This is a genomic window from Stenotrophomonas sp. 109824_Sma (assembly GCF_056480025.1).
The window spans coordinates 2,708,745-2,734,749 of the sequence record NZ_CM151078.1 but is presented as its reverse complement, the minus strand read 5'-3'; the positions used below and the strand labels follow the sequence as shown (position 1 = coordinate 2,734,749).

21 protein-coding genes and 1 pseudogene are annotated in these 26,005 nt (G+C 65.3%); 20 read left to right on the top strand and 2 right to left on the bottom strand.

All coding sequences use genetic code 11. The features are described 5' to 3' along the window. Window positions 1–30: 30 nt before the first annotated feature. The 4 genes and pseudogenes from ACZK1G_RS12995 (at window position 31) to ACZK1G_RS12980 (ending at window position 7,025) form a co-directional block, all read left to right on the top strand. Window positions 31–4,710 carry an RHS repeat-associated core domain-containing protein gene (locus ACZK1G_RS12995; protein ID WP_233490775.1) on the top strand — a complete coding sequence of 1,560 codons (4,680 nt, stop codon included), beginning with the start codon at window positions 31–33 and terminating at the stop codon, window positions 4,708–4,710. A gap of 518 nt (window positions 4,711–5,228) precedes the next feature. Then, a pseudogene (locus tag ACZK1G_RS12990) lies at window positions 5,229–5,663 on the top strand (RHS repeat-associated core domain-containing protein); the annotation flags it as partial. A 440-nt stretch (window positions 5,664–6,103) separates the two neighbouring features. After that, window positions 6,104–6,481 (top strand): hypothetical protein, encoded by a 378-nt coding sequence (locus ACZK1G_RS12985; protein ID WP_158298001.1) that lies wholly within the window; start codon window positions 6,104–6,106, stop codon window positions 6,479–6,481. Window positions 6,482–6,689: 208 nt separating this feature from the next. Beyond that, window positions 6,690–7,025, top strand: a complete 336-nt coding sequence (locus ACZK1G_RS12980; RefSeq protein WP_101765599.1) for a DUF6984 family protein — start codon at window positions 6,690–6,692, stop codon at window positions 7,023–7,025. 45 nt (window positions 7,026–7,070) lie between these two features. On the opposite strand, the gene ACZK1G_RS12975 is transcribed toward ACZK1G_RS12980, so the two are convergent. Continuing rightward, on the bottom strand, window positions 7,071–7,445 hold the full coding sequence (locus ACZK1G_RS12975; RefSeq protein WP_101765598.1) for a hypothetical protein: 375 nt from the start codon (window positions 7,443–7,445) through the stop codon (window positions 7,071–7,073). A 568-nt stretch (window positions 7,446–8,013) separates the two neighbouring features. On the opposite strand from ACZK1G_RS12975, the gene ACZK1G_RS12970 reads away from it, so the two are divergent. Further along, complete coding sequence (locus tag ACZK1G_RS12970; RefSeq protein ID WP_101765597.1) at window positions 8,014–8,343, top strand: hypothetical protein; 330 nt, start codon at window positions 8,014–8,016, stop codon at window positions 8,341–8,343. Here the strand turns inward: ACZK1G_RS12970 and ACZK1G_RS12965 are convergent. Then, window positions 8,337–8,741 carry a ribonucleotide reductase subunit alpha gene (locus ACZK1G_RS12965; protein WP_101765596.1) on the bottom strand — a complete coding sequence of 135 codons (405 nt, stop codon included), beginning with the start codon at window positions 8,739–8,741 and terminating at the stop codon, window positions 8,337–8,339. The genes ACZK1G_RS12970 and ACZK1G_RS12965 overlap by 7 nt on opposite strands. A 194-nt stretch (window positions 8,742–8,935) precedes the next feature. On the opposite strand from ACZK1G_RS12965, the gene moaA reads away from it, so the two are divergent. The 15 genes from moaA (at window position 8,936) to ACZK1G_RS12890 (ending at window position 25,998) form a co-directional block, all read left to right on the top strand. Then, window positions 8,936–9,916, top strand: coding sequence for a GTP 3',8-cyclase MoaA (moaA, locus tag ACZK1G_RS12960; protein ID WP_049444670.1), 981 nt, complete (start codon window positions 8,936–8,938; stop codon window positions 9,914–9,916). Window positions 9,917–9,924: 8 nt separating this feature from the next. After that, complete coding sequence (gene moaCB, locus ACZK1G_RS12955; protein ID WP_101765595.1) at window positions 9,925–10,920, top strand: bifunctional molybdenum cofactor biosynthesis protein MoaC/MoaB; 996 nt, start codon at window positions 9,925–9,927, stop codon at window positions 10,918–10,920. Beyond that, window positions 10,920–12,173, top strand: coding sequence for a molybdopterin molybdotransferase MoeA (locus ACZK1G_RS12950; protein ID WP_101765594.1), 1,254 nt, complete (start codon window positions 10,920–10,922; stop codon window positions 12,171–12,173). Before moaCB ends, ACZK1G_RS12950 begins: the two co-directional genes overlap by 1 nt. After that, window positions 12,173–12,433, top strand: coding sequence for a MoaD/ThiS family protein (locus ACZK1G_RS12945; RefSeq protein WP_049444672.1), 261 nt, complete (start codon window positions 12,173–12,175; stop codon window positions 12,431–12,433). Before ACZK1G_RS12950 ends, ACZK1G_RS12945 begins: the two co-directional genes overlap by 1 nt. Window positions 12,434–12,436: 3 nt before the next feature. Next, window positions 12,437–12,937 carry a molybdenum cofactor biosynthesis protein MoaE gene (locus ACZK1G_RS12940; protein ID WP_101765593.1) on the top strand — a complete coding sequence of 167 codons (501 nt, stop codon included), beginning with the start codon at window positions 12,437–12,439 and terminating at the stop codon, window positions 12,935–12,937. 222 nt (window positions 12,938–13,159) lie between these two features. Next, the gene (gene mobA, locus ACZK1G_RS12935) at window positions 13,160–13,702 is read left to right on the top strand and encodes a molybdenum cofactor guanylyltransferase (protein ID WP_101765592.1); all 543 of its coding nucleotides are present in this window, start codon (window positions 13,160–13,162) and stop codon (window positions 13,700–13,702) included. Continuing rightward, window positions 13,699–14,064, top strand: a complete 366-nt coding sequence (locus ACZK1G_RS12930; protein WP_101765591.1) for a hypothetical protein — start codon at window positions 13,699–13,701, stop codon at window positions 14,062–14,064. The genes mobA and ACZK1G_RS12930 overlap by 4 nt, the downstream gene beginning before the upstream one ends. Before the next feature lie 145 nt (window positions 14,065–14,209). Further along, complete coding sequence (locus tag ACZK1G_RS12925) at window positions 14,210–15,628, top strand: NarK family nitrate/nitrite MFS transporter (protein WP_101765590.1); 1,419 nt, start codon at window positions 14,210–14,212, stop codon at window positions 15,626–15,628. A 72-nt stretch (window positions 15,629–15,700) separates the two neighbouring features. Beyond that, on the top strand, window positions 15,701–19,456 hold the full coding sequence (locus ACZK1G_RS12920) for a nitrate reductase subunit alpha (RefSeq protein ID WP_197621969.1): 3,756 nt from the start codon (window positions 15,701–15,703) through the stop codon (window positions 19,454–19,456). Continuing rightward, complete coding sequence (narH, locus tag ACZK1G_RS12915) at window positions 19,456–21,000, top strand: nitrate reductase subunit beta (RefSeq protein WP_049444676.1); 1,545 nt, start codon at window positions 19,456–19,458, stop codon at window positions 20,998–21,000. Before ACZK1G_RS12920 ends, narH begins: the two co-directional genes overlap by 1 nt. After that, window positions 21,000–21,680 carry a nitrate reductase molybdenum cofactor assembly chaperone gene (narJ, locus tag ACZK1G_RS12910; protein WP_049444677.1) on the top strand — a complete coding sequence of 227 codons (681 nt, stop codon included), beginning with the start codon at window positions 21,000–21,002 and terminating at the stop codon, window positions 21,678–21,680. Before narH ends, narJ begins: the two co-directional genes overlap by 1 nt. Beyond that, window positions 21,677–22,384 (top strand): respiratory nitrate reductase subunit gamma, encoded by a 708-nt coding sequence (narI, locus tag ACZK1G_RS12905; RefSeq protein WP_010485313.1) that lies wholly within the window; start codon window positions 21,677–21,679, stop codon window positions 22,382–22,384. The genes narJ and narI overlap by 4 nt, the downstream gene beginning before the upstream one ends. A 3-nt stretch (window positions 22,385–22,387) precedes the next feature. Next, complete coding sequence (locus ACZK1G_RS12900; RefSeq protein WP_049444679.1) at window positions 22,388–23,287, top strand: peptidylprolyl isomerase; 900 nt, start codon at window positions 22,388–22,390, stop codon at window positions 23,285–23,287. 23 nt (window positions 23,288–23,310) lie between these two features. Further along, the gene (locus ACZK1G_RS12895; protein WP_014037437.1) at window positions 23,311–24,642 is read left to right on the top strand and encodes an MFS transporter; all 1,332 of its coding nucleotides are present in this window, start codon (window positions 23,311–23,313) and stop codon (window positions 24,640–24,642) included. A 141-nt stretch (window positions 24,643–24,783) separates the two neighbouring features. Further along, window positions 24,784–25,998, top strand: coding sequence for an oxygen-independent coproporphyrinogen III oxidase (locus ACZK1G_RS12890; RefSeq protein ID WP_049444747.1), 1,215 nt, complete (start codon window positions 24,784–24,786; stop codon window positions 25,996–25,998). Window positions 25,999–26,005 lie beyond the last annotated feature (7 nt).

The window sequence follows — 26,005 nt, the reverse complement described above, 5'->3', positions numbered from 1 at the left end:
CGCTGTGTTCGTCCAGGAAGGAGAACAGGGATGTTGGAACGACTGAAGAGCTTCTCGCGTGCCGCGCTGACCATTGTTGCCGTCGGCTGCATCGCCCCTGCTGTGGCACAGGCGCAGGAAAGCAAGATTACCTGGCGTATTTCGCAGCCCGGCGGCGATGCGACGCAATACAAGACCCAGCAGGCTGCGGTAGCCGCCATCAAGAACCTGCCGGCGCCCAGCCCGTTCCCGCCGGAGTTCCAGTTCGGCTGGCAATCTGTCGACAAGATCAAGTCGAAAGTCGTGGACTTGAACGGAAACACGTCGATCACCTACTGGATGGGGAAGACGCAGCCCTCCGACCCGGACTGGTCCTACATCGGGCGTGACATATTCCCGACGGAAGAAGCGATGGTGGCCGATTTTCTTGCGGACCAACAAGCCAGCAATCCCGTGTGCCCCGGGGCGGCGGTCACTCCGTCTGGCGATTGGTTTGCGGCTTCGCCCGATCAGGAAGGTGTCATCGAGTCACGCTACTACGATCTGACTTCAATGGCTGGCAACAATACGGCTGAATCGCCCTGCACCCCGTATACCGGGACGGTTGCGGTCGCGCGTACCCGGCGCTTGAACTGCCCGGTTCCGCTCACGCAGTGGTCCAACAAGCACAGCGCCTGCGTCAGCGAAGAGTTCGTTGCGACCATCACCTCGAAGTCGCAAAAGTGCGACAAGGACGGCGGCAACGGTAACTGCCCCATGTCCCGCAACGACACAGCTGCGAACATGAGTCCGATTCCCGACAAGGACCCGGCCTCCAACGGCGGTACCTGCGACGGCAATGTCGGCAACCCATGTGATGTTAAAACGGGCGAGAAGTACGAGATCGCGCAGGACTTCGATCTGGGCTGGATCGCGCTGACGCGCTTCTATCACTCCGGCATCTCCACCTCATCCGGTGGCTTCGGTTATGGCTGGACCCATTCGCTGGGCGCCCACCTGGCATTGGATGGCGTTGACAGTGTGGGCATCATTGAAAGCACCGGCTTCCAGCGTGCATTCAAGAAGATCGGCCAAGCCTATGAGGCGGACGACGACAGTGGTGACCGTCTGGTCCAGAACGGCAACTGGACACTGTACTCGGCGGATTCCATCTCTACCTTCGGCGCGGACGGGCGTCTTGCCTCCAAGCGCTTCGCGGATGGCACGTCGCTGACCTACATCTATGACGACAGCGACCGCCTTGCAGCCGTCACCCACAGCAGTGGCCGCACGCTCGAGTTCGTTTACCAGTCCAACGACTATGAGGCGCTGATCAGTTCGGTGCTGGTCGAAGGCATTGCGCTCGCCACCTACACCTACACGCCGCAGAACCAGGTCGCCACGGTGACCTATGCAGGTGGCGGTGTGCGCACGTATCACTACGAGAACCAGGCTTTCCCCCAGCACCTGACGGGTATCACCGCCGAGGACGGTCGTCGCTACAGCACCTTTACCTACGATTCCATCGGCCGTGTGATCTCCAGTCAGCATGCCGGCGGTGCCGATGGTGTGACACTGGCCTACAGCCCCAACGGCGGTGCAGTGGTGACCGACGCGCTTGGGCGGCAGACCGACTACACCCTGACACCCGGGGGCGACACCGCTCCGTCGCGCAAGGTGACCGGCCTGAGTGATTCGCAGGGAACCGTCAGCCGGACCTACTACGACCAGAGTGTCGACTTTCGTCGGCGCCTGGATACCTACACCGATCGCCGCGGTATCCAGACCAAGCACACCTATGCGCAGGGCACCGATGCGGTGAGCGGCCATGCCGTCAGCATCCATACCGTGACCGAAGCGGTCGGCCTGCCCGAACAGCGGGTGGTGACCACCGCGCGCGACGTCGAAACCAATGCGGTACTGACCACCCGGATCGGCAATCGTGAAACCCGCACTTCCTTCAATGCCCGCCGCCAGCCGACGGCCAACATGGTGACCGACACCGCATCCGGCCAGACGCGCATCACCAGTTACACGTACTGCGAAGCCGCTGATGTGGCGGCGGGCAGCTGCCCGGTGGAAGGGCTGCTGAAGAGTGTGGATGGCCCGCGCACGGATGTGGCCGATGCTGTTACCTATGCCTATTACTCGGCGGATGATGTAGGGTGCGCGACCGGAGGTGCCTGCACCTATCGCAAGGGCGACCTGCGCAGTGTGACCAATGCGTTGGGCCAGACGGTTGAGACCTTGGCCTACGACGCGTTCGGGCGGCCGTTGTCGGTCAAGGATGCCAACGGCGTGGTGACCGATTACACCTACCATGCCCGCGGCTGGCCGACCTCGATCACCGTACGCGGTGCCAGCACGGCCGAGAATCGGGTCACCCAGCTGAGCTATTGGCCGACGGGCCAGGTGCAGAAGATCACCGAGCCGGATGGCAGCAGCGTTTCCTACGTCTACGATGCTGCCCTGCGCTTGACCGACATCGAGGACAACGCAGGCAACACGATTCACTACACACTGGACAACGCCGGCAATCGTCTCAAGGAAGACACGCTGGATACCGGCGGCACGCTGCGCCGTACCCTGGCTCGGACGTTCAACACGCTCGGCCAGCTGACCGCGCTGAAGGACGCAGGCAATCACGCTACCGGCTTTGCCTACGATGCCAACGGTAACCCGCAGACGGTGACCGACGCCCTGCAGCGCGTGACCAGCCAGCAGTACGACCCCCTGAATCGCCTGGCGCAGACCCTGCAGGACGTGGGTGGCGTGGCGGCGGAAATCCGCAGCCAGTACAACGCGCTGGACCAGGTCACCCAGGTCACCGACCCGAAGGGCCTGCACACTACCTACGCCTACAACGGTTTCGGTGATCTGACCGGGCAGGTCAGCCCGGACAGTGGCGCCAGCAGCTTCACCGTGGACGCCGCCGGAAACCGCAAGACGGCCACCGATGCGCGTGGCGTCACCGCTACCTATCACTACGATGCACTCAATCGCCTGATCGGCATCGCCTACCCGGACCCCAATCTGGACGTGGGCTACAGCTATGACGTGGCACCGGCTGCCTGTGCCGCCGACGAGCGCTTTGCCAAGGGGCGCCTGGGCCAGGTGCTGCACGCCAATGGCAGCACCCAGTACTGCCATGATCGCTTCGGCCAGGTCACCCGCAAGGTGCAGACCGTCAACGGCGTTGCCAGCACGCTGCGCTACGCCTACAGCAAGTCGGGTCGCCTGACGGCGTTGACCTACCCCGACGGCAGCGTGGCCGACTACGTGCGCGATCCCCAGGGTCGCATCAGCCAGATCGGCCTGACCCGCCCCGGCCAGGCGCGCCAGATCGTGGTGAACAACGTGACCTATGCGGCCTTCGGCCCGGCGACCGGCTGGACCTATGGCAACGGCCGCCAGCTGCAGCGTCCGCTGGACCTGGACTATCGCCCGCAAGCGGTGCACGACCCGGCCGCGGGCGGCCTGTCGCTGGGCTACGGCTACGACCCGGTCGGTTCGATCACCGAGCTGAAGAACGGCACAGGCTCGACGGTGCTGGCCAATTACACCTACGACGCGCTGGGTCGCCTGACCCAGACCCAGGACGGCGCGACCGGCACGCCGATTGAAACCTATGCGTATGACGCCACCGGTAATCGGACCGCGCTGACCACGGCGGCAGGCACCGCCAGCTACACCTATCCCGCAACCAGCCATCGCCTGACTGCGGTGGACGGCGAAGCGCGCACCCATGACGCAGCGGGCAATACCACCAGCATCGGCAGCAAGACGTTCACCTACAACGATGCCAACCGCATGAACGCGGTGAAGCAAGGCAACGCCGTACTGGAAAGCTACGCCTACAACCATCGCGGCGAGCGCGTACTGCGTACCCCGACCGGTGGCGCAACGCAGATCACCTTGTACGACGAAGCAGGGCAGTGGCTGGGCAACTACTCGGCCACGGGGCAGGCGCAGCAGCAGGCCATCTGGCTGGACAACTACCCGGTGGCGCTGATCAATGTGCCGGCTACCGGCGTGCCGGAACTTGCCTACGTGCAGCCGGATCATCTGGGCACACCGCGCGTGGTGATCGATCCGGTACGGAATGTCTCGATCTGGGAGTGGAGCAACAAGAGCGAGGTGTTCGGCAACCAGATTGCGAGTGCCGACCCGGATGGGGATGGTGTGGCGTTCGAGCTGGCGCTGCGCTTCCCGGGCCAGCAGGCGACGAGTGCGAGCGGGTTGTTCTACAACTACCAGCGGGAGTATGACCCTGCGGCGGGGCGGTACTCACAGAGCGATCCATTAGGGATTGCGGGAGGCTTGGCGACGTACGCATACGCTTGGGCGAACCCTGTGATCGACTTCGATAATTTAGGTTTGGCCCCTGCGTCTGGTGCGATGGCAGACTGCTTGGAAATGATATTCGGCCGATCCGTCTCCGGCGTTGATGTCAGGAACAAAGCGGTTGTCAACAATGAATTCATTACGACCCGCAAGAATTCCATTAGACTTCCGCCGAATGTGTCAGTGGACGATTTCTTTGAGGATCGGAAGTTGGTTCTGCATGAGTATTATCATGTGATTCGCCAATGGAACACGGGTGAGCTGTCTCGGAGGGCATATGTTGCAGAGTTTATGAGGAATGGCTCCGCGCAAGGAAATAAGTTCGAAGACGCCGCAACAGCATTTGCAGGTGCGAACGTGAGTGAATTCAATAAGTGCATCGCAAGCAAACAGGAGTGCCAGAAGTGAAGTGTACCGTGGTGGCCATTGCGGGCCTTGCTTTGCTCTCTAGTTGTGCAACGTTCGGTGGGGACATGATTGTGCGTGTCTCGGGACGAGTGCCGGTAGGTCAGAGTGATGATCGCAGTCACGGTTGCGAGCTGAGTATGCTTGGGGAGGCCGAAGACGTGGTTTCGTCGAAGCCCGTTGGGGGTATGTTCTCGGTGCCGATGATGGTTGTAGCCGGGCCAGAACCCAGGAATTACCACTTTGCCGTTCAGTGCAGGGACGGTCGAAGGTTCGAATCCGGCGTAGTTCAGATCAGTAGTAGGCGCTCATATTCCAAGGATATAGAACTGGGGGAGCTTCAGGAGCGGTGACGACAGCCACTTTGCTTGGATGCACGACGCGGGTCACTGCTGCCGACGGCCGACACCAGAAGCCAAATGCTTGTTCATGGGGACAAGCGCGTAGCTTGGTCGGCGGCAGCCGAGCTGGGCAAATGCCTCGAAGCTACGGCGCGTGTAAATCCCCTCGCAGCGGCTGACAACTACTCGGCCACGGGCCAGGCGCAGCAGCAGGCCATCTGGCTGGACAACTATCCGGTAGCGCTGATCAATGTGCCGGCTACCGGCGTGCCTGAACTGACCTACGTGCAGCCGGATCATCTGGGCACACCGCGCGTGGTGATCGATCCGGTACGGAATGTCTCGATATGGGAGTGGAACAACAAGAGCGAAGTGTTCGGTAATCAGATTCCGAGTGCCGACCCGGATGGCGATGGTTTGGTGTTCGAGCTGGCGCTGCGTTTCCCGGGGCAGCAGGCGACGGATACGAGTGGGTTGTTCTACAACTACCAGCGCGAGTACGACCCATCCGTGGGGCGGTACTCGCAGAGTGATCCGATTGGGCTGATGGGCGGTGTGAGCACGTACGCGTATGCGCGTGGGTACCCAGTAGCCGCGCTTGATCCGCTGGGACTTGATACGCTGGTCATCGACTCCGGAGCGGTTGATGGCAATCCTTTTGGCCACATAGCCATAGCTACATCAAGCGGAGGCGTGTTCAGCTACGGTACTGTCCATCCCTACGGAGGGAGTACCTACGAATACTTGAAGTCCCAAGTGAAAGATAGATTTGTTCAGATTGTTAGACTTCGTACTACGCCCCAGCAAGAGGCTGCGATCGCAGCAGAGATGAGGAGGCATAATCCGGGCAACTATTCTGTTATTTCCAATAACTGCGCAACAGCAGTGGACAGTTCTTTGGAGGCTGCCGGAGTGGCTATATCGAGCGGCCATATCCATCCGGGATTTGTCTATGCACACGCGCTGGCTAGTCCATTGCGAATCGGCACTTCCCTCATTCTTCGGGGTGGCGAGATCCCCCCAGAACTTCAGAACTTCGACGGAAAGACTGGGCCGTGAAATTCATTTATATATTAATATTTGCGATTCTCGCTGGCGTCGCGATCTGGTTCTTCAAGGGGCTTTCCAGAGGGGAGCTTGCAGATAAGCCTGTCTATGCGTCTCTGCAAGCAGCGGAGCTGGAATTCAGAGGTAAGCCAGGACCGGATCTGATTTATGACGAAACTGGGGGGAATCTGCTGGCCGGATTCTCAGTGGGGGCACAAGAAAGAGTGTGGGTTGCGCTAAACTCCAAGAAGCATAACGGAGATCTTCTGACGGTTCCCGAGCATGGGGAGGCTAAAATCCCCTGCGGCCTTGTCGATCAGCTTGCATCGTCCAATATCGGCGATTCTGACGTGAAGACTGCTTTGGCAGTTTCATGCATAAAGTGATGTGGTCCGACGCTTCTGCCAAGGGGCGCCTCGGGCAAGTGCCGCAATCCAAAGGTAGCACCCAGGACTGCCCTGACCGCTTCGACCGGTCACCCGCAGTGTTTCCGTATTGAGACCAGCTCAACCGGAAGCGTCATTCTCATCTAGGCCAGGACATGGCGGATCGAGCATCTGCCGATGGCGGATGCAGTGCCCTGAAGGACATCCCGTGCCCAGATTCCTCACCCCCGACGAGGTTTCTCTCATCCACAGGCTGCTGCCCGAGACGACCGAGCTGTCCGAACGGTTGTTGAAGGATCTGGCGCTCGCCCAGGTGGAGGACGTGGAGGTCGTCGGATTCGGGGGCGTGGTGTTCCTGTCCAGCACGACCCAGCTCTTCGGCAGTGACATTGCCACGGCCATGCTTGCCGATGCTGACGGCGTGCCGGTGAGAGTCACCCTGTGCCTGGATAATCACGATCAGCTCTTCGAACTGGAGCTGTGGAAGGTGGACTTCTCGCCGATCATCGGCGTCGATCTGAGAAGCGCTTTCAGCGAGCACTGAAGCCTGCTGAAAGCGGTCCTCGCTGAAGGCCGTGGCGCATGGCATTCACCCTTCGGGCTGCAGCCGCCCCACCGCCTGCGCGCACAACGACTGGCAGGCCATCACCAACCCCTCCATCACCCGGTCGCCCACGTATTGCTCGGGTTCGCCGTTCTGGCGGGTGCGCTCCGCCGCCAGCAGCATTTCCAGCACCACCCGCAATCCACTCAACGCGCAATCGGCATCGGCGAGGGCCAGGCAGCGACCGGGCAGCTGATGCCGCTCCGGCCAAGGTTGGCCATCGGCCGCCGCACCGGAGCCGATGCGGTTGAGATTGGCAATGAAGGTGTTCCTGTCCACTGCGGGTGCAGCCTGTAGCGAACCGTCGTCGTGGGCGGTGCTGCGGTACGCGTGCAGGTGGGGGACGTCCGATTCGTTCATGGCAAGGCTCCGTGCAGGGCAATCGGTAGCCGCCACCCGAAAGGTGGCGGGCGGTACGTGGTTCGAATCCGGGTTGGCTTCAAGCCGGCAGGCGCGAACGCCCCCAACGCACCGCCCGCCATAGCCGGCAGACGGATTGCCAGCCGGCGCCACGCTAAGGTGACGCCGGCTGGCAAGCGCACTTACTCAAAGCCAACACGGGATTCGAAGCCCGGCCACCCTTTTCCGGTGGCACGCCATCTGAGCCCCTGGCGCTGTGCAATGCCAATCAGAAGAGTTGCAAACATCGCTCGATTGGAGACGCTTTCGGCATTCTCCCACGCTGTTAAGCACTGCCAGCGCTGGCTGGCGTGGTGATCCGCCCGCACCGTGCAATCTGCGACAGATGTCGAGGTTGGGAAGTGGGAGGGAGCAGGTGGGGAGGGGCGATGGCGACAGGCTCCGCGCGAGCCTGAGTCGAGCCTGGCGGGGCCCCACCGGCGCCAAAGCGTGACGTGCGACTCGGGTTGACGTTCCCAGCCACCAAGCGCAGGCTGGTCCGGCACGTTTCCTGACCAGAAGGAGACTTATGACCGCCACCGCTTCCCTGCACCCGACGCCCGATACCCCGGGGCGTTCACGGCTCTGGAGTGTGTTCTGGCTGCAGGGCGTCATTCCCAGCAACATTCTGTGGGCGGTAGCCCTCTGGGCCCTGGCCAACCAGCGCACCCCGCTGCTGCTGGGGGTCTTTGCCGTGCTGCTGCTCTATACCGGCTGGATCATCCCGGCGGTCTGGCGGGCGGCGCCCACCGCGCGCACCCCCAACCTGGGCGTAGCGGCGCGTGGGCTGACCGTCGCCTGGGGGCTGAACACCGTGCTGGTGATCTTCTTCCTGACCCTGCAGCTGGTGGCTCAATAGAACTGAACAGGCTCGCCGCCCCGGTCGAAGGCGGCGAAGCGGCCGATCTGACCGTCATGGATGGCGTTGACCATCAGCTGCAGCGGGCGGGCGGCTTCGTCGCTGTTGGGTGCGAAACCGGCGCGGCCGTCCAGCGCCGCCACGAAGACCAGGTCCCAGTCGATGCCGGTGGTAGTCGATTCGGTGGCCAGCGCCTGGAAGCTGGCCACCTCGGCCGGCAGCTTGTCCACGCACAGCACCGGCGACAGGGTGCCGCCCTCGCGGCGGTCATGCCGGTCGCGCTGGTCGGCGGTGGGCGATTCGGGCAGCTCGGCGCGCACGAATACGAACAGCAAGCGTTGCGGTTCAGCCTGCTGGCCTGCGGCGTGCAGCAGCTGCTGGAAATCGTTCATCATCATGAGGGTTGTCACACGCCCGCTGCACGGAAAGCCGCATGCTGCCATAACGCCTGCCGCGTGGGGCCGAAGACGATTGATTTAAGTCATGCCCATGGAACTGACGGCCGCGTACTCTGGCAATCGTTCCAGCAGACGAGGGTTTCCGGGCCGTTCCGGGCACAGGCAAGACGGTGGAGCAACAAGGTGGACCAGCCATGAGCCAACTCACCGACGGTTTCGGACGCAGCTTTCCGTACCTGCGCCTGTCGTTGACCGAAGCCTGCAACTTCCGTTGCAGCTACTGCCTGCCCGACGGTTACCAGGCCGATGGCCGCCCGCGCTTCCTGCAGGTGGATGAAATCGCGCGCCTGGTGCGTGCGTTTGCCGCGCTGGGCATGAGCAAGATCCGCCTGACCGGTGGCGAGCCCAGCCTGCGCAAGGACCTGGACGAGATCATCGCCACCGTGGCGGCGGTGCCGGGCATCCGCAAGGTGGCCATCACCACCAATGGCACGCTGCTGCCGCGGCGCCTGCCGGGCTGGCACCGCGCCGGCCTGACCGCGCTGAACGTGAGCATGGACAGCCTGCAGCGCGAACGCTTCAGGACCATCACCGGGCATGACCGCCTGCCGGAGATCGAACAGGGCCTGGCGCTGGCACAGGCGTTGGGCCTGCCCGCGATCAAGCTCAACGCGGTACTGCTGCGTGGCCTGAACGACAACGAGCTGCCGCAGTGGATGGACTACCTGCGCGACCGCCCCTTCAGCGTGCGCTTCATCGAACTGATGCGCACCGGCGACAACGAAGCCTATTTCCAGCGCCACCACCTGCGCGCCGACCTGGTGATCGAGCAGCTGCTGGCGGCCGGCTGGCACGAGCGTCCGCGCGCGGCCGATGCCGGCCCGGCGCGTGAGTTCGGGCATCCGGACCATCGCGGCAGCATCGGCATCATCGCCCCGTATTCGCGTGACTTCTGCAAGGGCTGCAACCGCCTGCGGGTGACCGCCAAGGGCGACCTGCGGCTGTGCCTGTTCGGCGAGTTCGGCGTGCCGCTGCGCCCGCTGCTGCAGCGCGACGATGACCACGACGCGTTGCTGGCACGCATCACCACACAGCTTGGCCTGAAAGCGGCCGGGCATGGACTGCACCAGGGCCAGACCGGGCTGACCCCGCACCTGGCCTCCATCGGAGGATGAGCAACACGATGAGTGGGGAATTGAATGCGGCCTTCCATATGGCCGATGTCCGCGACAAGCGCATCACCCGCCGCCGTGCGGTGGCGGTGGGCGAGCTGCATGCCGGTCCGGTGGCCTATCCGCTGATCGTCGAGCGCCGCCTGCCCAAGGGCGATGCGCTGGTGATGGCCGAGATTGCCGGCCTGCAGGGCGCCAAGATGGCCTCGATGCTGATGCCGCTGTGCCACCCGTTGCCGCTGGAGCTGGTGCAAGTGTTCTGCGCGCCGGTACCGGAGCGGCAGGCGATCCGCGTGTGGTGCGAGTGCGCCAGCGAGGCGCGCACCGGCGTGGAGATGGAGGCGCTGGCTGGCGTCAACGCGGCGCTGCTGACCCTGTACGACCTGAGCAAGCCGGTGGAACCGGCGCTGCGCATCGAAGGCATCCGCCTGCTGTTCAAGGAAGGCGGCAAGCGCGGTGTGTGGCTGCACCCCGACGGCATGGACGATGCCGAGCGCGCGCGCTTCAAGCCGCGTGCGCCGAAGGGCCTGGAGGGCGCGGCCTGCGCGGTGATCACGCTGAGTGATCGCGCCAGCGAGGGTACCTATGAGGATGTGTCCGGCCCGACCCTGGTGACCGGCCTGAAAAAGCTGGGCGGTGAGGTCGTGGCCGCCGAGGTGTTGCCTGATGGCATCGAGCCATTGGCGGGCCGCCTGCAGGCCTTGGCTGTCGAAGGCGTGCGCCTGTGCCTGTGCACCGGCGGTACCGGGCTGGGCCCACGTGACCTGACCCCGGAGGCGCTGCGTTCCTTGAACGCGCGGCCGGTGCATGGCCTGGCGCAGATGGTGCGGGCACTGAGCGCACAGCACACACCGATGGCCTGGCTGAGCCGCGCCGAGGTGGTGCAGCTGGGCAACATGCTGGTGTTCGCGCTGCCGGGCAGCCCGAAGGCGGCGGCGCAGTGCCTGGATATCCTGGCGCCGGTACTGGGCCACGCCCTGGCGATGGTCGAGGGTGGTGGCCACTGATGATTGCTTACAGCGAAGCCCTGCAGCACCTGCTGGATGCGGCCACGCCGCTGCCGGCCGAGCGCCTGCCGCTGCATGAGGCCGGCGGCCGCACTCTGGCCAGTGACATCATCAGTGGGCAGTCGCTGCCGCCGTTCGACAATTCTGCGATGGACGGTTTCGCGCTGCGCGCCAACGGCGCGACGTTCGAAGCCGGTACCGAATTTACCGTGCAGGGCTGGCAGGCCGCCGGCGATGCCGGCGCCGAAGGCGGCGAGGGTGCCTGGGAAATCATGACCGGTGCGCGCATGCCGGTTGGGCTGGATACGGTGGTGCCGGTCGAGAACGTGGACGTCCTCGCCAGCGAGGATGGACGCCCGACCCGCATCGCCTTGAAGGGCACGGTGAAGCCGGGCCAGAACGTGCGCCTGCGCGGCCAGGATGTGAGCGAAGGCGAACGTGTGCTGCAGGCCGGGCAGGTGCTGGACATCAATGCGCGCACCCTGCTGCATGCCATCGGCGTGGGCCAGGTGGCGGTGGTGGCACGGCCGAAGGCGGCGGTGATCGCCACCGGCAAGGAGCTGGTGACCGAGGCGGCGCAGACACTGGAATCCGGCCAGATCCGTGACAGCAACCGGCCGTATCTGGTGGGCCGCCTGCAGGCCGCCGGTGCCGAAGTGGTCTGGCAGGGCACGGTGGGTGATGACGTGGCCGCGTTCAATGCGGTGCTGGATGAAGCGCTGGCTGCCGGCGCGCAGCTGCTGATCAGCACGGGCGCGGTGTCGGCCGGCCGCTACGATTTCGTTCCCGACGCACTGCGTGGCCGTGGTGCGCGCATCGTGTTCCACAAGGTTGCGATCCGCCCGGGCAAGCCGTTGCTGTTCGCGGTGCTGCCCAATGGCGCGCTGTATTTCGGCCTGCCGGGCAACCCGGTGTCGGCCGCCGTGGGCCAGCGCTTCTTCGTGGAGCCGGTGCTGCGGCGCCTGCTGGGGCTGGCACCGGAAACCGTGTTGCAGCTGCCGCTGCAGGCCGACGTGCGCAAGCCGCCGGGCCTGCGCTTCCACGCGCGTGCGCGGGTGGAAGTTGACGGTCAGGGGCGCCTGAGTGCGCGCGTGCTGTCCGGGCAGGAGTCGTTCCGTTTGATGTCCATGCTGCAGGCCAACGCCTGGGTGGTGCTGGAGGCCGAGGGTGACCTGGCCACCGCTGGCACCTACGTGCGCGTGCAGGGCTGGGGTCACCATGACCCGGTGCAGCTGGCGAGCCAGGAGTCATGATGAAACAGGTGAATCTGCAGTTGTTTGGTGCGTTTTCCGATCTGGATGCCAGCCGCGAAATCGCGGTGGAGGTGGCCGGTAGCACCGTGGCCGACTTGCGCCAGGCACTGCGCGAGCTGCTGCCGACGCGTTGGCCCGGCTTCCGCGCCGGCCTGCTGGACTACTCGGCATTTGCCGACCAGCAACGCGTGCTGCGTGACCACGAAGCGCTGCCCGACGATGGCCGGGTGGCGATCCTGCCTCCGGTGAGCGGGGGCTGAGCGATGAGCGAGAAGATCATCGCCAAGGTGGTGGACCGCGCGCAGGCGGCGATCGATCCGGCCGAGGGCATCGCTGCGGTGTCCGATCCGGGGTTCGGTGGCATCGACGTGTTCATCGGCAAGGTGCGCGACGTCAACATCGGCCGGCCGGTGACCGGGATCACCTACGACCTGTTCGAGCCGTTGGTGTTGAACGAGTTCAAGCGCTTGGCCGCCGAGGTTGAGGCTACGTTTGGACCGAAGCTGAAGCTGTATGTGGCCCACGCCAAGGGCCGCCTGGGTATCGGCGATGTGGCGGTGGTGGTGGCGGCGGGCAGCCCGCACCGTGACGAGGCGTTCCGTGCCTGCAGGCAGTTGATCGAGGTGGTGAAGCACCAGTGCCCGATCTGGAAGCAGGAGCATTACGAGGACGGCGACAGCGCGTGGAGCGAGGGCTGCAGCCTGTGCCACGCGGACAGCGAGCCCGCACATGCCCATGACCATGCGCACGACCACCACCATTGAGTCCGCTGCAGCCACGCATGGCGTGGCTCTACTGCGGGGTGCCCGGGCGATGCCATGCGTGGATGCTTCTGCGGTGGATCTGGCCGGTGCAGCCACGCATGGCGTGGCTCTACCACCGAATGTCTGGATGGCTGCGGGGTTCAGTAGATCCACGCCATGCGTGGATGTGGCCTTCCCGATGAATCCGGCCGACGCAGCCACGCATGGCGTGGCTCTACTGCGATGAGCATCCACGGCATCGTGCTGGCCGGCGGCCTGTCCAGCCGGATGGGCCGCGACAAGGCGCTGCTGCCGTGGGAGGGGCGCACGCTGCTGGAACACATGCGTGGCCTGCTGCTGCAGGCCGGCGCCGAACGGGTGTGGGTCAGCGGCGACTATCCGGCCTTCGGCGGCATCCCCGATCAAGTGGCGCGCTGCGGTCCCCTGGGTGGACTGCACAGCGTGATGCAGCAGATGCCCGATGGCCCGGCCTGGGTGGTAGCGGTGGATACGCCGTTGCTGGCGCCGCGGCTGCTGCAACGGCTGGCCGCCGAGGGGCGGGGCGCATGCACGATCTTTGACGGGCATCCCTTTCCCATGCTGTTGAATGTGGACAATGCCACTCGTAGCGTGCTGGCCGCGATGCTGGATGATGCGGACGGACGCCGCTCGGTACAGGCCTTCCAGCGCCGCCTGCAGATGCACGCGCTGCTGCTGGAAAGCGTTGACGAAGCCTGCCTGGTCAACTGCAATACCCCCGAACAATGGGAGGATGTTGCGTCATGAAAGTGCAGTTGCGGGACCAATCAGTACGGCTTCGCCTGGATGAGGCCGAACTGGCGCGCCTGCTGGCCGGTGAATCGGTCGAGAACATGACCCGCTTTGGCGGCATCGAGGGCTGGGGCATGGCGGTGTCGCTGCATGGCGGCGAGCAGCCCGTGCTGCTGGACGGTGGCACCTTCTGCCGCCTGGTACTGCCGCGCCTGGCCGTCGAGGCCTTGGCGGCGCGGCTGCCGTGCCGGGAGGGCCTGCCATTCGACATTGCCCTGGAAGATGGCAGCCAGCTTCAGCTGCAGTTCGATGTGGACGTGCGCGACAGCGTGCGCCAGCGCGGGGTGACCCGCCGCACCACCGCTTCACCGGTTTGACATTTGTCAGGGGCACGGCGGAAACCGGTCCCTGATTGATCCAGATCAACCCCGTCGTTGTTGCTGCGCGGCCTAATGGCTGCATGACGACGGGTCACAACTTGAAACGCAGTACCTACGTCATTCCACAGCCTTGGAGCCATGTATGACCGTCGGTAGCGATCCTGTTGTCCGCAGCACTGCCCGTCCGGGTCGCGTCATCAGCGACTGGACGCCGGAAGATCCCGGCTACTGGGAGCGCACCGGCAAGCGGGTTGCCACCCGCAACCTGGTCATCTCGATCCCCTCGCTGCTGCTGGCCTTCTCGGTCTGGGTGCTGTTCTCGGCGGTGTCGATCAGCCTGCCGAAGATCGGCTTCAATTTCAGCACCGACCAGCTGTTCTGGCTGGTGGCGCTGCCCAGCCTGTCCGGCGCCACGCTGCGCATCTTCTATTCCTTCGTGATCCCGATTTTCGGCGGCCGCCGCTGGACCGCGCTGTCCACGGCCTCGCTGCTGGCGCCGACGCTCTGGCTCGGCTTCGCGGTGCAGGATCCGGCCACGCCGTACGGGGTGTTCGTGGCCATCGCGATCCTGTGTGGCTTCGGTGGCGCGAACTTCTCGTCGTCGATGTCCAACATCTCCTTCTTCTACCCCAAGCAGAAGCAGGGCCTGGCGCTGGGCCTGAATGCCGGCCTGGGCAATGTGGGCGTGTCGGTGGCGCAGGCGGTGATCCCGCTGGTCATCACCGTGGGCGTGTTCGGTGCGCTGGGTGGTGCACCGCAGCCCACGGTGGAGGGTGGGGCACCGCTGTTCCTGCAGAACGCCGGCTTCATCTGGGTGCCAGCGATTGCGCTGTGCGCCATCGCGGCCTGGTTCGGCATGAACGACCTGACCAGCGCCCGCTCGTCGTTCTCCGAGCAGGCGGTGATCTTCCGCCGCAAGCACAACTGGCTGATGTGCTGGTTGTATATCGGCACCTTCGGTTCCTACATCGGCTTCTCGGCCGGCTTCCCGATGCTGGTGAAGAGCCAGTTCCCGGAGGTGAACCCGCTGGCCTACGCCTTCATCGGCCCGCTGCTGGGCGCACTGATGCGCTCGGTGGGCGGCAGCATGGCCGACCGCTGGGGCGGTGCACGCCTGACCTTCTGGGTGTTCGCGCTGATGATCGCGGCCGTGTTCGGCGTGCTGCACTTCCTGCCCAGCCATGGCCAGGGCGGCAACTTCCATGGCTTCCTGCTCAGCTTCATGGCGCTGTTCGTGCTCAGTGGCATCGGCAACGGCACCACGTTCCGCATGATCCCGGTGATCTTCCGCACCCTGCATGAGCGCTGGTCGGCCAACGACAACGCCGAAGGCAAGGCCACCGCCGCGCACCAGGCCAGCATCGAGTCGGCCGCGGTGGTTGGTTTCTCCGGTGCGATCGGTGCCTATGGCGGCTTCTTCATTCCCAAGAGCTATGGCTCGTCCATCACCTTGACCGGCAGCCCCGACATGGCGCTGTACGGATTCGTTGTTTTCTACGTCACCTGCCTGGCCGTGACCTGGTGGTGGTACTACCGGCGCGGTGCTGAGACACCCTGCTGACGACATGAAAACGCACCGCAGCCAGATGACACACACAGCCACGATGCCGATGTCCGCAAAGGGAGACCCCCGATGAGTTATTTCCTCGATCGCTTGCAGTTCTTCAAGCGTGACCCCCAGACCTTTGCCGATGGCCACGGATTCGCCAAGAGCGAAGGCCGTGACTGGGAAAACAGCTACCGCGCCCGCTGGCAGTACGACAAGATCGTGCGTTCCACCCACGGCGTGAACTGCACCGGCTCCTGCAGCTGGAAGATCTACGTCAAGAACGGCCTGGTCACCTGGGAAACCCAGCAGACCGACTACCCGCGCACGCGCCCGGACCTGCCCAACCATGAACCGCGTGGCTGCCCGCGTGGCGCCAGCTATTCCTGGTACCTGTACAGCGCCAACCGGCTGAAATACCCGCTGATCCGCGGCACGCTGCTGCGCCTGTGGCGCGAAGCGTGCAAGAGCAAGGCGCCGGTCGATGCCTGGGCCAGCATCGTGGAGGACAAGGAGAAGGCGCGTTCGTACAAGACCCGCCGCGGCATGGGCGGGTTCGTGCGCCTGCAGTGGGAAGAGGCCAACGAGATCATCGCCGCCTCCAACCTGTACACGGTGAAGCAGTACGGCCCGGACCGCGTGGTCGGCTTCTCGCCGATCCCGGCGATGTCGATGGTGTCCTATGCCGCCGGTGCGCGCTACCTGTCGCTGCTGGGCGGCGCCTGCCTGTCGTTCTACGACTGGTACTGCGATCTGCCGCCGGCCTCGCCACAGATCTGGGGCGAGCAGACCGACGTGCCCGAATCGGCCGACTGGTACAACAGCCGCTACATCATCGCCTGGGGCTCGAACGTGCCGCAGACGCGCACGCCCGATGCGCACTTCTTCACCGAGGCGCGCTACAACGGCACCAAGACGGTGGCGATCTGCCCGGACTATTCCGAGCTGGCCAAGCTGACCGATCATTGGCTGCACCCGAAGCAGGGCACCGATGCGGCGCTGGCCTTCGCCTTCGGCCATGTGATCCTGCGCGAGTTCCACGTTGATTCGCCCTCGCAGTATTTCCAGGACTACTGCCGCCAGTACTCGGACATGCCGATGCTGGTGCGCCTGGAGCGCCGCGACGACGGCCGCCTGGTGCCGGGCCGTTTCCTGCGTGCCAGTGAACTGGGCGGGCTGGGTGAAGCCAACAACCCGGACTGGAAGACCCTGGCCTATGACGAGACCAGCGGCCAGATCGTGGTGCCGAACGGCTCGATCGGCTTCCGCTGGGGCGAGAAGGGCAAGTGGAACATCGAGGAGAAGGAAAGCAAGGGCGCCGATACACGCCTGCGCCTGAGCCTGGCCGATGGCCATGAGGGCATCGAAGCGGTGAGCTTTCCGTACTTCGGTGGCATCGAGACCGATGGCTGGACCGCGGCGCCGGCCGATGACGTGCTTGAGCGCAACATCCCGGTGCGTCGCCTGGCCCTGGCCGAGGGTGGCGAGACCCTGGTGGCCACGGTCTACGACCTGCTGCTGGCCCAGTACGGCGTGGACCGTGGCTTTGGCGGCGGCAACGTGGCATCGAGCTTCGACGACATGGTGCCGGGTACGCCGGCCTGGCAGGAACGCATCACCGGCGTGTCGCGCGCCGAGGTGATCGAGATCGCCCGCGAGTTCGCACGTACCGCCGACAAGACCCATGGCCGTTCGATGATCATCGTCGGCGCGGGCATGAACCACTGGTTCCACAACGACATGAACTACCGCGGCCTGATCAACATGCTGATCATGTGCGGTTGCGTGGGCCAGACCGGTGGTGGTTGGGCGCATTATGTGGGGCAGGAAAAGCTGCGGCCGCAGACCGGCTGGCAGCCGCTGGCGTTCGGCCTGGACTGGAGCCGCCCGCCGCGGCACATGAACGGTACGTCGTTCTTCTACTTCAACACCGGGCAGTGGCGCTACGAGAAGCTGCAGGTGGATGAGCTGCTGTCGCCGCTGGCCGATGCCAGCAAGTACAGCGGCAGCCTGGCCGACCTGAACCTGCGCGCGGTGCGCATGGGCTGGTTGCCGTGTGCGCCGCAGCTGGACCGCAACCCGTTGCAGCTGGTGCGGGAGGCGGACGCAGCGGGCGTTGCCCCGGCCGACTACGCGCTGGGCAAGTTCAAGGACGGCTCGCTGGACTTCGCCTTCGCTGATCCGGATGCACAGCAGAACCATCCGCGGATGATGTTCATCTGGCGCTCGAACCTGTTGGGTTCGTCGGGCAAGGGCCACGAGTACATGCTGCGGCACCTGCTCGGCACGCGCCATGGGCTGCAGGGCAAGGATCTGGGCGAGATGGGGGCGATCAAGCCGGAGGAGGTGACGTGGCGTGACGAGGCACCGGAGGGCAAGCTGGACCTGCTGGTCACGCTCGACTTCCGCATGTGCACCACCGCGCTGTACTCGGACATCGTGCTGCCCACGGCCACCTGGTACGAGAAGGACGACCTCAACACCTCGGACATGCACCCGTTCATCCACCCGCTGTCGAAGGCGGTGGATCCGGCCTGGGAATCGCGCAGCGACTGGGAGATCTTCAAGGAGGTCGCCCGCACCGTGAGCGAGATGGCGCCGGGCGTGCTGGGCGTCGAGAAGGATCTGGTGCTGGTGCCGACCCTGCACGACACCCCGAACGAACTGGGCATGCCGTTCGGCGTGGCCGACTGGAAGAAGGGCGAATGCGAGGCCATCCCGGGCCAGACCATGCCGTCGATGACGGTGGTGGAGCGTGACTACCCGAACCTGTACCGCAAGTTCACCTCGCTGGGCCCGCTGCTGGACAAGCTGGGCAACGGCGGCAAGGGCATGAGCTGGGACACGAAGCACGAGGTCGAATTCCTCGGCAAGCTCAACCACACCGTGCACGACGCGGGCGTGAGCCAGGGTCGCCCGGCCATTTCGACCGCGATCGACGCGGCCGAGGTGATCCTGCACCTGGCGCCGGAAACCAATGGCCACGTGGCAGTGAAGGCCTGGGAATCGCTGGGGACCTTCACCGGCCGCGAGCATACCCACCTGGCGGTGGGCAAGGAGCACGAGGCGATCCGCTTCCGTGACATCCAGGCACAGCCGCGCAAGATCATCTCTTCGCCGATCTGGTCGGGCCTGGAGGACGACAACGTCAGCTACAACGCCGGCTATACCAACGTGCACGAGCTGATTCCGTGGCGCACGGTGACCGGTCGCCAGCAGTTCTACCAGGACCACGAGTGGATGATCGACTTCGGCGAGGCCTTCATGGGCTACCGGCCGCCGGTCAACACGCGCACGGTGGAGCCGCTGCTGAACCAGCGCCCGAACGGCAACAAGGAGATCGTGCTGAACTGGATCACGCCACACCAGAAGTGGGGCATCCACAGCACCTACAGCGACAACCTGATCATGCAGACGCTGTCGCGCGGTGGCCCGATCGTGTGGATCAGCGAGGACGACGCGCGCAGCGCCGGCATCGTCGACAACGACTGGATCGAGCTGTTCAACGTCAACGGTGCGATTGCCGCGCGTGCGGTGGTCAGCCAGCGCGTGATGCCGGGCATGGCGATGATGTACCACGCCCAGGAACGCATCATCAACGTGCCGGGCTCGGAGATTTCCGGGACCCGCGGCGGCATCCACAACTCGGTGACCCGCATCGTGCTCAAGCCCACCCACATGATCGGCGGCTACGCGCAGCTGGCGTACGGCTTCAACTACTACGGCACCTGCGGAACCAACCGCGACGAGTTCGTGATCGTGCGCAAGATGGACAAGATCGATTGGCTGGACGATGAGCAGCCCGCTGGTGCTTCGGCATCGGCCAGCAAGGAGGTGGTGTGATGAAGGTCCGTGCACAGATCGCGATGGTGCTGAACCTGGACAAGTGCATCGGCTGCCACACCTGCTCGATCACCTGCAAGAACGTCTGGACCTCGCGCGAGGGCGTCGAGTACGCCTGGTTCAACAACGTGGAAACCAAGCCGGGCATCGGATACCCCAAGGAATGGGAAAACCAGGACAAGTGGAACGGCGGCTGGGTGCGCACCCGCGCCGGCAAGCTGGTGCCGCGTGCCGGTGGCCGCTGGCGCATGCTGGCCAAGATCTTCGCCAACCCGGACCTGCCGCAGATCGACGACTACTACGAGCCGTTCGATTTCGACTACCAGAACCTGCACACCGCCAAGGACAGCCAGCACCAGCCCACCGCGCGGCCGCGCTCGCTGATCAGTGGCGAGCGCATGCAGAAGATCGAGTGGGGCCCGAACTGGGAGGAGATCCTGGGTTCGGAGTTCAGCAAGCGCTCGCGCGACTACAACTTCGACCAGGTGCAGAAGGAGATCTACGGCGCCTTCGAGAAGACCTTCATGATGTACCTGCCGCGCCTGTGCGAGCACTGCCTGAACCCGGCGTGCGTGTCGGCGTGCCCGTCGGGCGCGATCTACAAGCGCGAGGAAGACGGCATCGTGCTGATCGACCAGGACAAGTGCCGCGGTTGGCGCATGTGCGTGTCGGCGTGCCCGTACAAGAAGATCTACTACAACTGGAAGAGCGGCAAGTCGGAGAAGTGCATCTTCTGCTACCCGCGCATCGAGATGGGCGAGCCGACCGTGTGCTCGGAGACCTGCGTGGGCCGCATCCGCTACCTGGGCGTGATGCTGTACGACGCCGACCGCATCGCCGAGGCGGCTTCGGTGGCCGCCGAGAAGGACCTGTACCAGGCCCACCTGGACATCTTCCTGGATCCGAACGATCCGGCGGTGATCGCCGCCGCGCGCAAGGAGGGCATCCCGGACAGCTGGCTCGATGCGGCCAAACAGTCGCCGGTGTACAAGCTGGCGATCGACTGGAAGCTGGCGCTGCCACTGCACCCGGAGTACCGCACGCTGCCGATGGTCTGGTACGTGCCGCCGCTGTCGCCGATCCAGTCCGCCGCCGAGCGTGGCCGCGTGGGTATGAGCGGCGAACTGCCGGACGTGGTCTCGCTGCGCATCCCGATGCGCTACCTGGCCAACCTGCTGACGGCGGGTGACGAGGCGCCGGTAGTGCGTGCGCTGGAACGGCTGATGGCGATGCGTGCCTGGCGCCGGGCCAAGAATGTGGACGGCGTGGAAGACACCGCCGTGCTGGAACAGACCGGACTGAGCATCGCCCAGGTGGAAGAGATGTACCGCTACCTGGCCATCGCCAACTACGAGGACCGTTTCGTGATTCCGACCGGCCACCGCGAGTACGCCAACGATGCCTTCGGCGAGCGCGGCGGCTGCGGCTTCACCTTCGGCAACGGCTGCAATGGTGACAGCCCGGCCGATCTGTTCGGCCAGCGCAAGAGCACCACCTTCGTGGTGGACAAGGGCCCGAACCACCGCCGCAAGGAGGTGGTGTGATGAGCGTGCTCAAGCTGGTCGGGGTGCTGCTGGATTACCCACGTGAAGAACTGTGGCAGCACGGCGAGGAACTGCTCGCCGCCTGCGACGACCCGGCGCTGAGCGCCGCCCGCCGCCAGCAGCTGCGCAGCTTCGTGCAGCAGCTGTTGGATACCGATGCGCTGGACGCACAGGCCGCATGGCTGGCCAGTTTCGACCGCGGCCGCTCGATGAGCCTGCTGCTGTTCGAACACATCCATGGCGAGTCGCGCGACCGCGGCCAGGCCATGGTCGATCTGGTCGAGACCTACCGCCGCAACGGCTTCGAACTGGATGCGCGCGAGTTGCCGGACTACCTGCCGCTGCTGCTGGAGTTCCTGGCCCATCGCCCCGGCAGCGAGGCCCGCGAGTGGCTGCATCACATCGGCCACATCGCCGGGATGCTGGCGGCACGTGCCGCCGAGCGCGAGCTGCCGCACCGGGTGCTGTTCGAGATCCTGGTCGAAGCCGGTGACGGCAAGGCCGATCTGCAGGCGCTGCGCCAGCGTGCCAGCGAAGAAGTCCGCGACGATACCGCCGAGGCCATGGACCGCTTGTGGGAGGAGGAGGCGGTGCGCTTCGGCGCCGAAGCCCCTGCCGAAGACTGCAAGCCGCCCGTGCGTTCGCCGGCCCGTCCTTCGCATCGAGAGGTCCAGCCATGAGTTACTCCCTGCATCAATTCGCCTTCCAGTACTACCCGTACATCGCCGTGGCGGTGCTGCTGATCGGCAGCTGGGCGCGCTATGACAAGGCCATGTACACCTGGCGCACCGGCTCCAGCCAGATGCTGTCGGACAAGGGCATGCGGATCGGCAGCAACTGCTTCCACATCGGCATCCTGGCCATCCTCGGTGGCCACCTGGTCGGCCTGCTGACCCCGCACGCGGTGTACGAGCACTTCATCACCTCGTCGCAGAAGCAGATGCTGGCAATGGTGGTCGGCGGTGTGTTCGGCGCACTGTGCTTCATCGGCATCAGCATCCTGCTGGTACGCCGCTTGTTCAATGCGCGGGTACGGGCCACCGGCAGCTTCGGTGACACGCTGGTGCTGGTGCTGCTGTTCGCCCAGCTGTGCCTGGGCCTGTACAGCATCCGCATCTCGTCCGGCCACCTGGACGGTGGGGTGATGGTGCAGCTGGCCGAATGGGCGCAGCACATCGTGACCTTCCGTGCCGGTGCCGCCGACTACATCGAGGGCGTCAGCTGGGTCTACAAGATGCACATCTTCCTGGGCCTGACCCTGTTCCTGATCGCGCCGTTCACCCGCCTGGTGCACGTGTGGAGCATTCCGATCAGCTATCTGTGGCGGCCCTACCAGGTGGTGCGCCGCCGCCAGGCCACGCTGCGCTACGGTCCGCGGGAGTAAACCATGGGCAGCCTGCCGAAATTCCTGCCGATCACCGTGATCGACTCCGCCGCACCGGTGCCTGCCGAGGCGCATTCGCATCACCACGACGCGGCAGAGCAGGGGCCGCGCTCGCTCGGGCAGCCGGCGCCGTGCCGGCTGTTCGTGGACGAGACCGCGATCAGCGAGGCCGACATCGCCCGCGAGATGCAGCACCATCGGGCGATGCGCCCGGAACAGTCACGCGCCGAAGCGGCGCGTGCACTGGTGGTGCGCGAGCTGCTGCGGCTGGAAGCGCAGCGGCTGGGCCTGCAGGCACCGGAGGGCAACCGCGTAAGCGACGAGGAAGTGCTGATCCAGCAGCTGCTGGAAGACGCGATCGAAGACCGCGTGCCGACCGACGAGGACTGCCGCCGCTACTTCGAGCAGAATCCGGAGCGATTCCGCTCGCCCGATCGCGTGCGCCTGCGCCATATCCTGCTGGCCGCGCCGGCCGACGACGTGGCCGGGCGCTTCGCCGCGCGCACCGAAGGCGAGCGGCTGGTCGGACTGCTGAAGGAGTCGCCGCACCTGTTCGCCGATTTCGCCCTGCGCCATTCGCGCTGCCCGTCCAGCAGCGAAGGCGGTGACCTGGGCTGGCTGCAGCGTGGGCAGACCACGCCGGAGTTCGACCGACAGGTGTTCCGCCTGCGCGAAGGCCTGGCCGGTTTCCCGGTGGAATCGCGCTGGGGCTACCACGTGGTCTGCGTCGATGCCCGCGAGGAAGGCCTGCCGCAGCCGTTCGAGACGGTGCTGCCGCAGCTGCGTGACTACCTGGAGCTGCAGGTACGGCAGCGCGAGGTGCAGGCCTACCTGCTGCAGCTGCAGGAGCGCTACCCGGTGCGCGGGCTGGATGAGATCGAAGCCGAAGCGGATATCGGCTGACCCCCTTTGAACGAGGAGAATTCATGAACCAGGCCCTTGCCCCCGCCAGTGCCGGGCAGCAGCAACGTGCGCTGTGGCTGAGCACGTTCGCCTTCACCGTGTGCTTCGCGGTGTGGATGATCTTTTCGATCATCGGCATCCAGATCAGTCAACAGCTTGGCTTGAATGACACCCAGTTCGGCCTGTTGATCGCCACCCCGGTGCTGACCGGTTCGGTCAGCCGGGTCTTCCTCGGCATCTGGTCGGACCAGTTCGGTGGCCGCAAGGTGATGGTGCTGGTGATGCTGTGTGGCGCAGTGGCCACCTGGATGCTCACCTATGCACAGACCTACACCCAGTTCCTGATCGCCGCGCTGTGCGTGGGCATCGCCGGCGGCAACTTCTCGGTGGGCGTGGCCTACGTCTCGAAGTGGTTCCCGGCCAGCAAGCAGGGCACCGCACTGGGGATCTTCGGTGCTGGAAACATCGGCTCGGCGGTGACCAAGCTTCTGGCGCCGCTGGTGATGGTGGCGGCCGGCTGGACCATGGTCGCCAAGGTCTGGGCCGTCGCGCTGGCCGTCACTGCGGTGCTGTTCTTCCTCTTCAGCAAGGAAGACCCGTCGCTGGAGCAGCGCCGTCGCGAAGGCGTGAAGCCGGTGCCGTTCGCCGAGCAGATGGCGCCACTGAAGAACCTGCAGGTGTGGCGGTTCTCGCTGTACTACTTCTTCGTGTTCGGTGGCTTCGTGGCGCTGGCGCTTTGGCTGCCGCACTACCTGGTGGGCGCCTATGGCATGGACGTGGGCCACGCCGGCATGCTGGCGGCGTGCTATTCGATCCCGGCCAGCCTGTTCCGTGTGGTCGGTGGCTGGATGTCGGACCGGATGGGGGCGCGGCGGGTGATGTACTGGACCTTCGGCGTGTCGGCCATCTGCACCTTCCTGCTGGCCTACCCGGATACCGAGTACGTGGTGAAGGGCATCCATGGCCCGATCCATTTCCATCTGGCCATCGGCGTGGTGATGTTCACCGTGCTGGTGTTCGTGCTGGGCTTCTTCATGTCGCTGGGCAAGGCGGCGGTCTACAAGCACATTCCGGTGTACTACCCGCAGCACGTGGGTGCGGTGGGCGGTGTGGTCGGCATGATCGGCGGCCTGGGGGGCTTCATCCTGCCGATCGTGTTCGGGGCATTGAACGATGCCGTGGGCATCTGGAGCAGCTGTTTCATGCTGCTGTTCGTGCTGGTGGCTGCTGCACTGGCGTGGATGCACTTTGCGATCCGTCGCATGGAGCGCCGTCACTTCCCGCAGATCGACCGCGAGACCGACCTGCCAGAAGCCATCGATGCGGCCGCCGCCGAGCGGGTGCGCGGCAGGTGAACGGGGTTGCCGGCCAGCGGCCGGCACTACCGGGTAGCGGGGGAAAGGTAGTGCCGGCCGCTGGTCGGCATGAACCTGCCGATGCGCCACGCTTGATTTCAATCAGGGCCACGCGAAGAGGAACGCCCGAAGATGTGTGCCATGAGCTTCCACGTCGATGAGAGTGAGGACACTGCGCTGCAGGCGGCATTGCTGCGGCAACCCCGGCATGTGCTGTTTCCGGCGGCTGACCAGTTCAGCACTGGGTTTGGTGAAAGCGGCTGGCGCGCCGCCGTGCGTGCCAGCAACGAGCATCTGATCCCGCGTGGCTTGACGCTCGGCTTCCAGGCCGGTCGTGGCGGGCGCGATGTGCCGCCGCAGGCGTATCTGGACACGTTGCTGCTGGCCCTGCAGCTGCAGGCCGATGCCCTGGCCGAGGACCGCGAAGTGGTGGCGATGGTGTTGCAGCTGGGCTTGGCCGAGACCTTGCCGCCGCCCCAGCTGGGCCAGCTGCTGGACGCCGTGCCGCAGCACCTGCGCACGGTAGCGCGCCCGCAGGTGGAAGTGCGGCTGGACGCCGGGAGCGCGCTGTCACCGGCGCAGCTGCGCGCGGTGGGGTGCACCCGCCTGAACGTGATCGACCGTGCGGATGCGCCGGGGCCGACCCTGCTGGCACAGGCGCGGCAGGTTGGCTTCACCGCGCGCTACTACCAGCTGCGCGTGCCCGCCAGTGAGGACATCGGCTTCATCGAGCGTCTGCATGAGGTGCTGGCCGAAGCGCCCGAGCGCATCCTGTTGCCGGCGCCGTGTGCGCTGCCGCAGCATCCGTCCGCCGCAAACTGGCTGCAGGCCTGGCGCCTGCTGCGCGCGGCCGGTTACGAACCGATCGGTGGTGATCACTACCAGCGCGGCGACCTGCCCAACCCGCATGGCCCGGGCGACGGCCAGCGCCATTGCGACCTGGCGGGTGTGCCACGGCGTGACCGCAGTGATTTTATCGGGCTTGGCCTGTCCGCCTGCAGCCAGATCGGCGAAGTGTTCTACCGGCTGGAGGACGAGCTGGGCGAATGGCGGGCGCGGTTGCAGTCCGGTCACATGGGCGTGGCCGCGGGCCTGATCCTGTCCGAGGACGAGCGGATGGCGGCCGAGGTGGCACAGAGCATCGCCTGCGACCATGCGCTCGATGCGGCTGCATTCGAGTGGCGTAATGATGAACCGTTCGAGGACTGCTTCGCCGAGCAGCTGCCGGCGTTGTCGCCGTTGCTGGCGCGCGGCTGGGCGCAGTGGGATGCACGCGTGCTGCGGCTGGCCGAAGAAGGACGGCTGCTGTGGCGTATGATGGCCGCATGCTTCCGGCCGGCGGCCGCCATCGCTTGAGTCCTGC

Coding starts and splice junctions, on each gene's coding strand:
- ACZK1G_RS12995 (WP_233490775.1), top strand. CDS start 31: ATGTTGGAACGACTGAAGAGCTTCTCGCGTGCCGCGCTGACCATTGTT.
- ACZK1G_RS12975 (WP_101765598.1), bottom strand. CDS start 7,445: ATGAACGAATCGGACGTCCCCCACCTGCACGCGTACCGCAGCACCGCC.
- ACZK1G_RS12970 (WP_101765597.1), top strand. CDS start 8,014: ATGACCGCCACCGCTTCCCTGCACCCGACGCCCGATACCCCGGGGCGT.
- ACZK1G_RS12965 (WP_101765596.1), bottom strand. CDS start 8,741: ATGATGATGAACGATTTCCAGCAGCTGCTGCACGCCGCAGGCCAGCAG.
- moaA (WP_049444670.1), top strand. CDS start 8,936: ATGAGCCAACTCACCGACGGTTTCGGACGCAGCTTTCCGTACCTGCGC.
- moaCB (WP_101765595.1), top strand. CDS start 9,925: ATGAGTGGGGAATTGAATGCGGCCTTCCATATGGCCGATGTCCGCGAC.
- ACZK1G_RS12950 (WP_101765594.1), top strand. CDS start 10,920: ATGATTGCTTACAGCGAAGCCCTGCAGCACCTGCTGGATGCGGCCACG.
- ACZK1G_RS12945 (WP_049444672.1), top strand. CDS start 12,173: ATGAAACAGGTGAATCTGCAGTTGTTTGGTGCGTTTTCCGATCTGGAT.
- ACZK1G_RS12940 (WP_101765593.1), top strand. CDS start 12,437: ATGAGCGAGAAGATCATCGCCAAGGTGGTGGACCGCGCGCAGGCGGCG.
- mobA (WP_101765592.1), top strand. CDS start 13,160: ATGAGCATCCACGGCATCGTGCTGGCCGGCGGCCTGTCCAGCCGGATG.
- ACZK1G_RS12930 (WP_101765591.1), top strand. CDS start 13,699: ATGAAAGTGCAGTTGCGGGACCAATCAGTACGGCTTCGCCTGGATGAG.
- ACZK1G_RS12925 (WP_101765590.1), top strand. CDS start 14,210: ATGACCGTCGGTAGCGATCCTGTTGTCCGCAGCACTGCCCGTCCGGGT.
- ACZK1G_RS12920 (WP_197621969.1), top strand. CDS start 15,701: ATGAGTTATTTCCTCGATCGCTTGCAGTTCTTCAAGCGTGACCCCCAG.
- narH (WP_049444676.1), top strand. CDS start 19,456: ATGAAGGTCCGTGCACAGATCGCGATGGTGCTGAACCTGGACAAGTGC.
- narJ (WP_049444677.1), top strand. CDS start 21,000: ATGAGCGTGCTCAAGCTGGTCGGGGTGCTGCTGGATTACCCACGTGAA.
- narI (WP_010485313.1), top strand. CDS start 21,677: ATGAGTTACTCCCTGCATCAATTCGCCTTCCAGTACTACCCGTACATC.
- ACZK1G_RS12900 (WP_049444679.1), top strand. CDS start 22,388: ATGGGCAGCCTGCCGAAATTCCTGCCGATCACCGTGATCGACTCCGCC.
- ACZK1G_RS12895 (WP_014037437.1), top strand. CDS start 23,311: ATGAACCAGGCCCTTGCCCCCGCCAGTGCCGGGCAGCAGCAACGTGCG.
- ACZK1G_RS12890 (WP_049444747.1), top strand. CDS start 24,784: ATGAGCTTCCACGTCGATGAGAGTGAGGACACTGCGCTGCAGGCGGCA.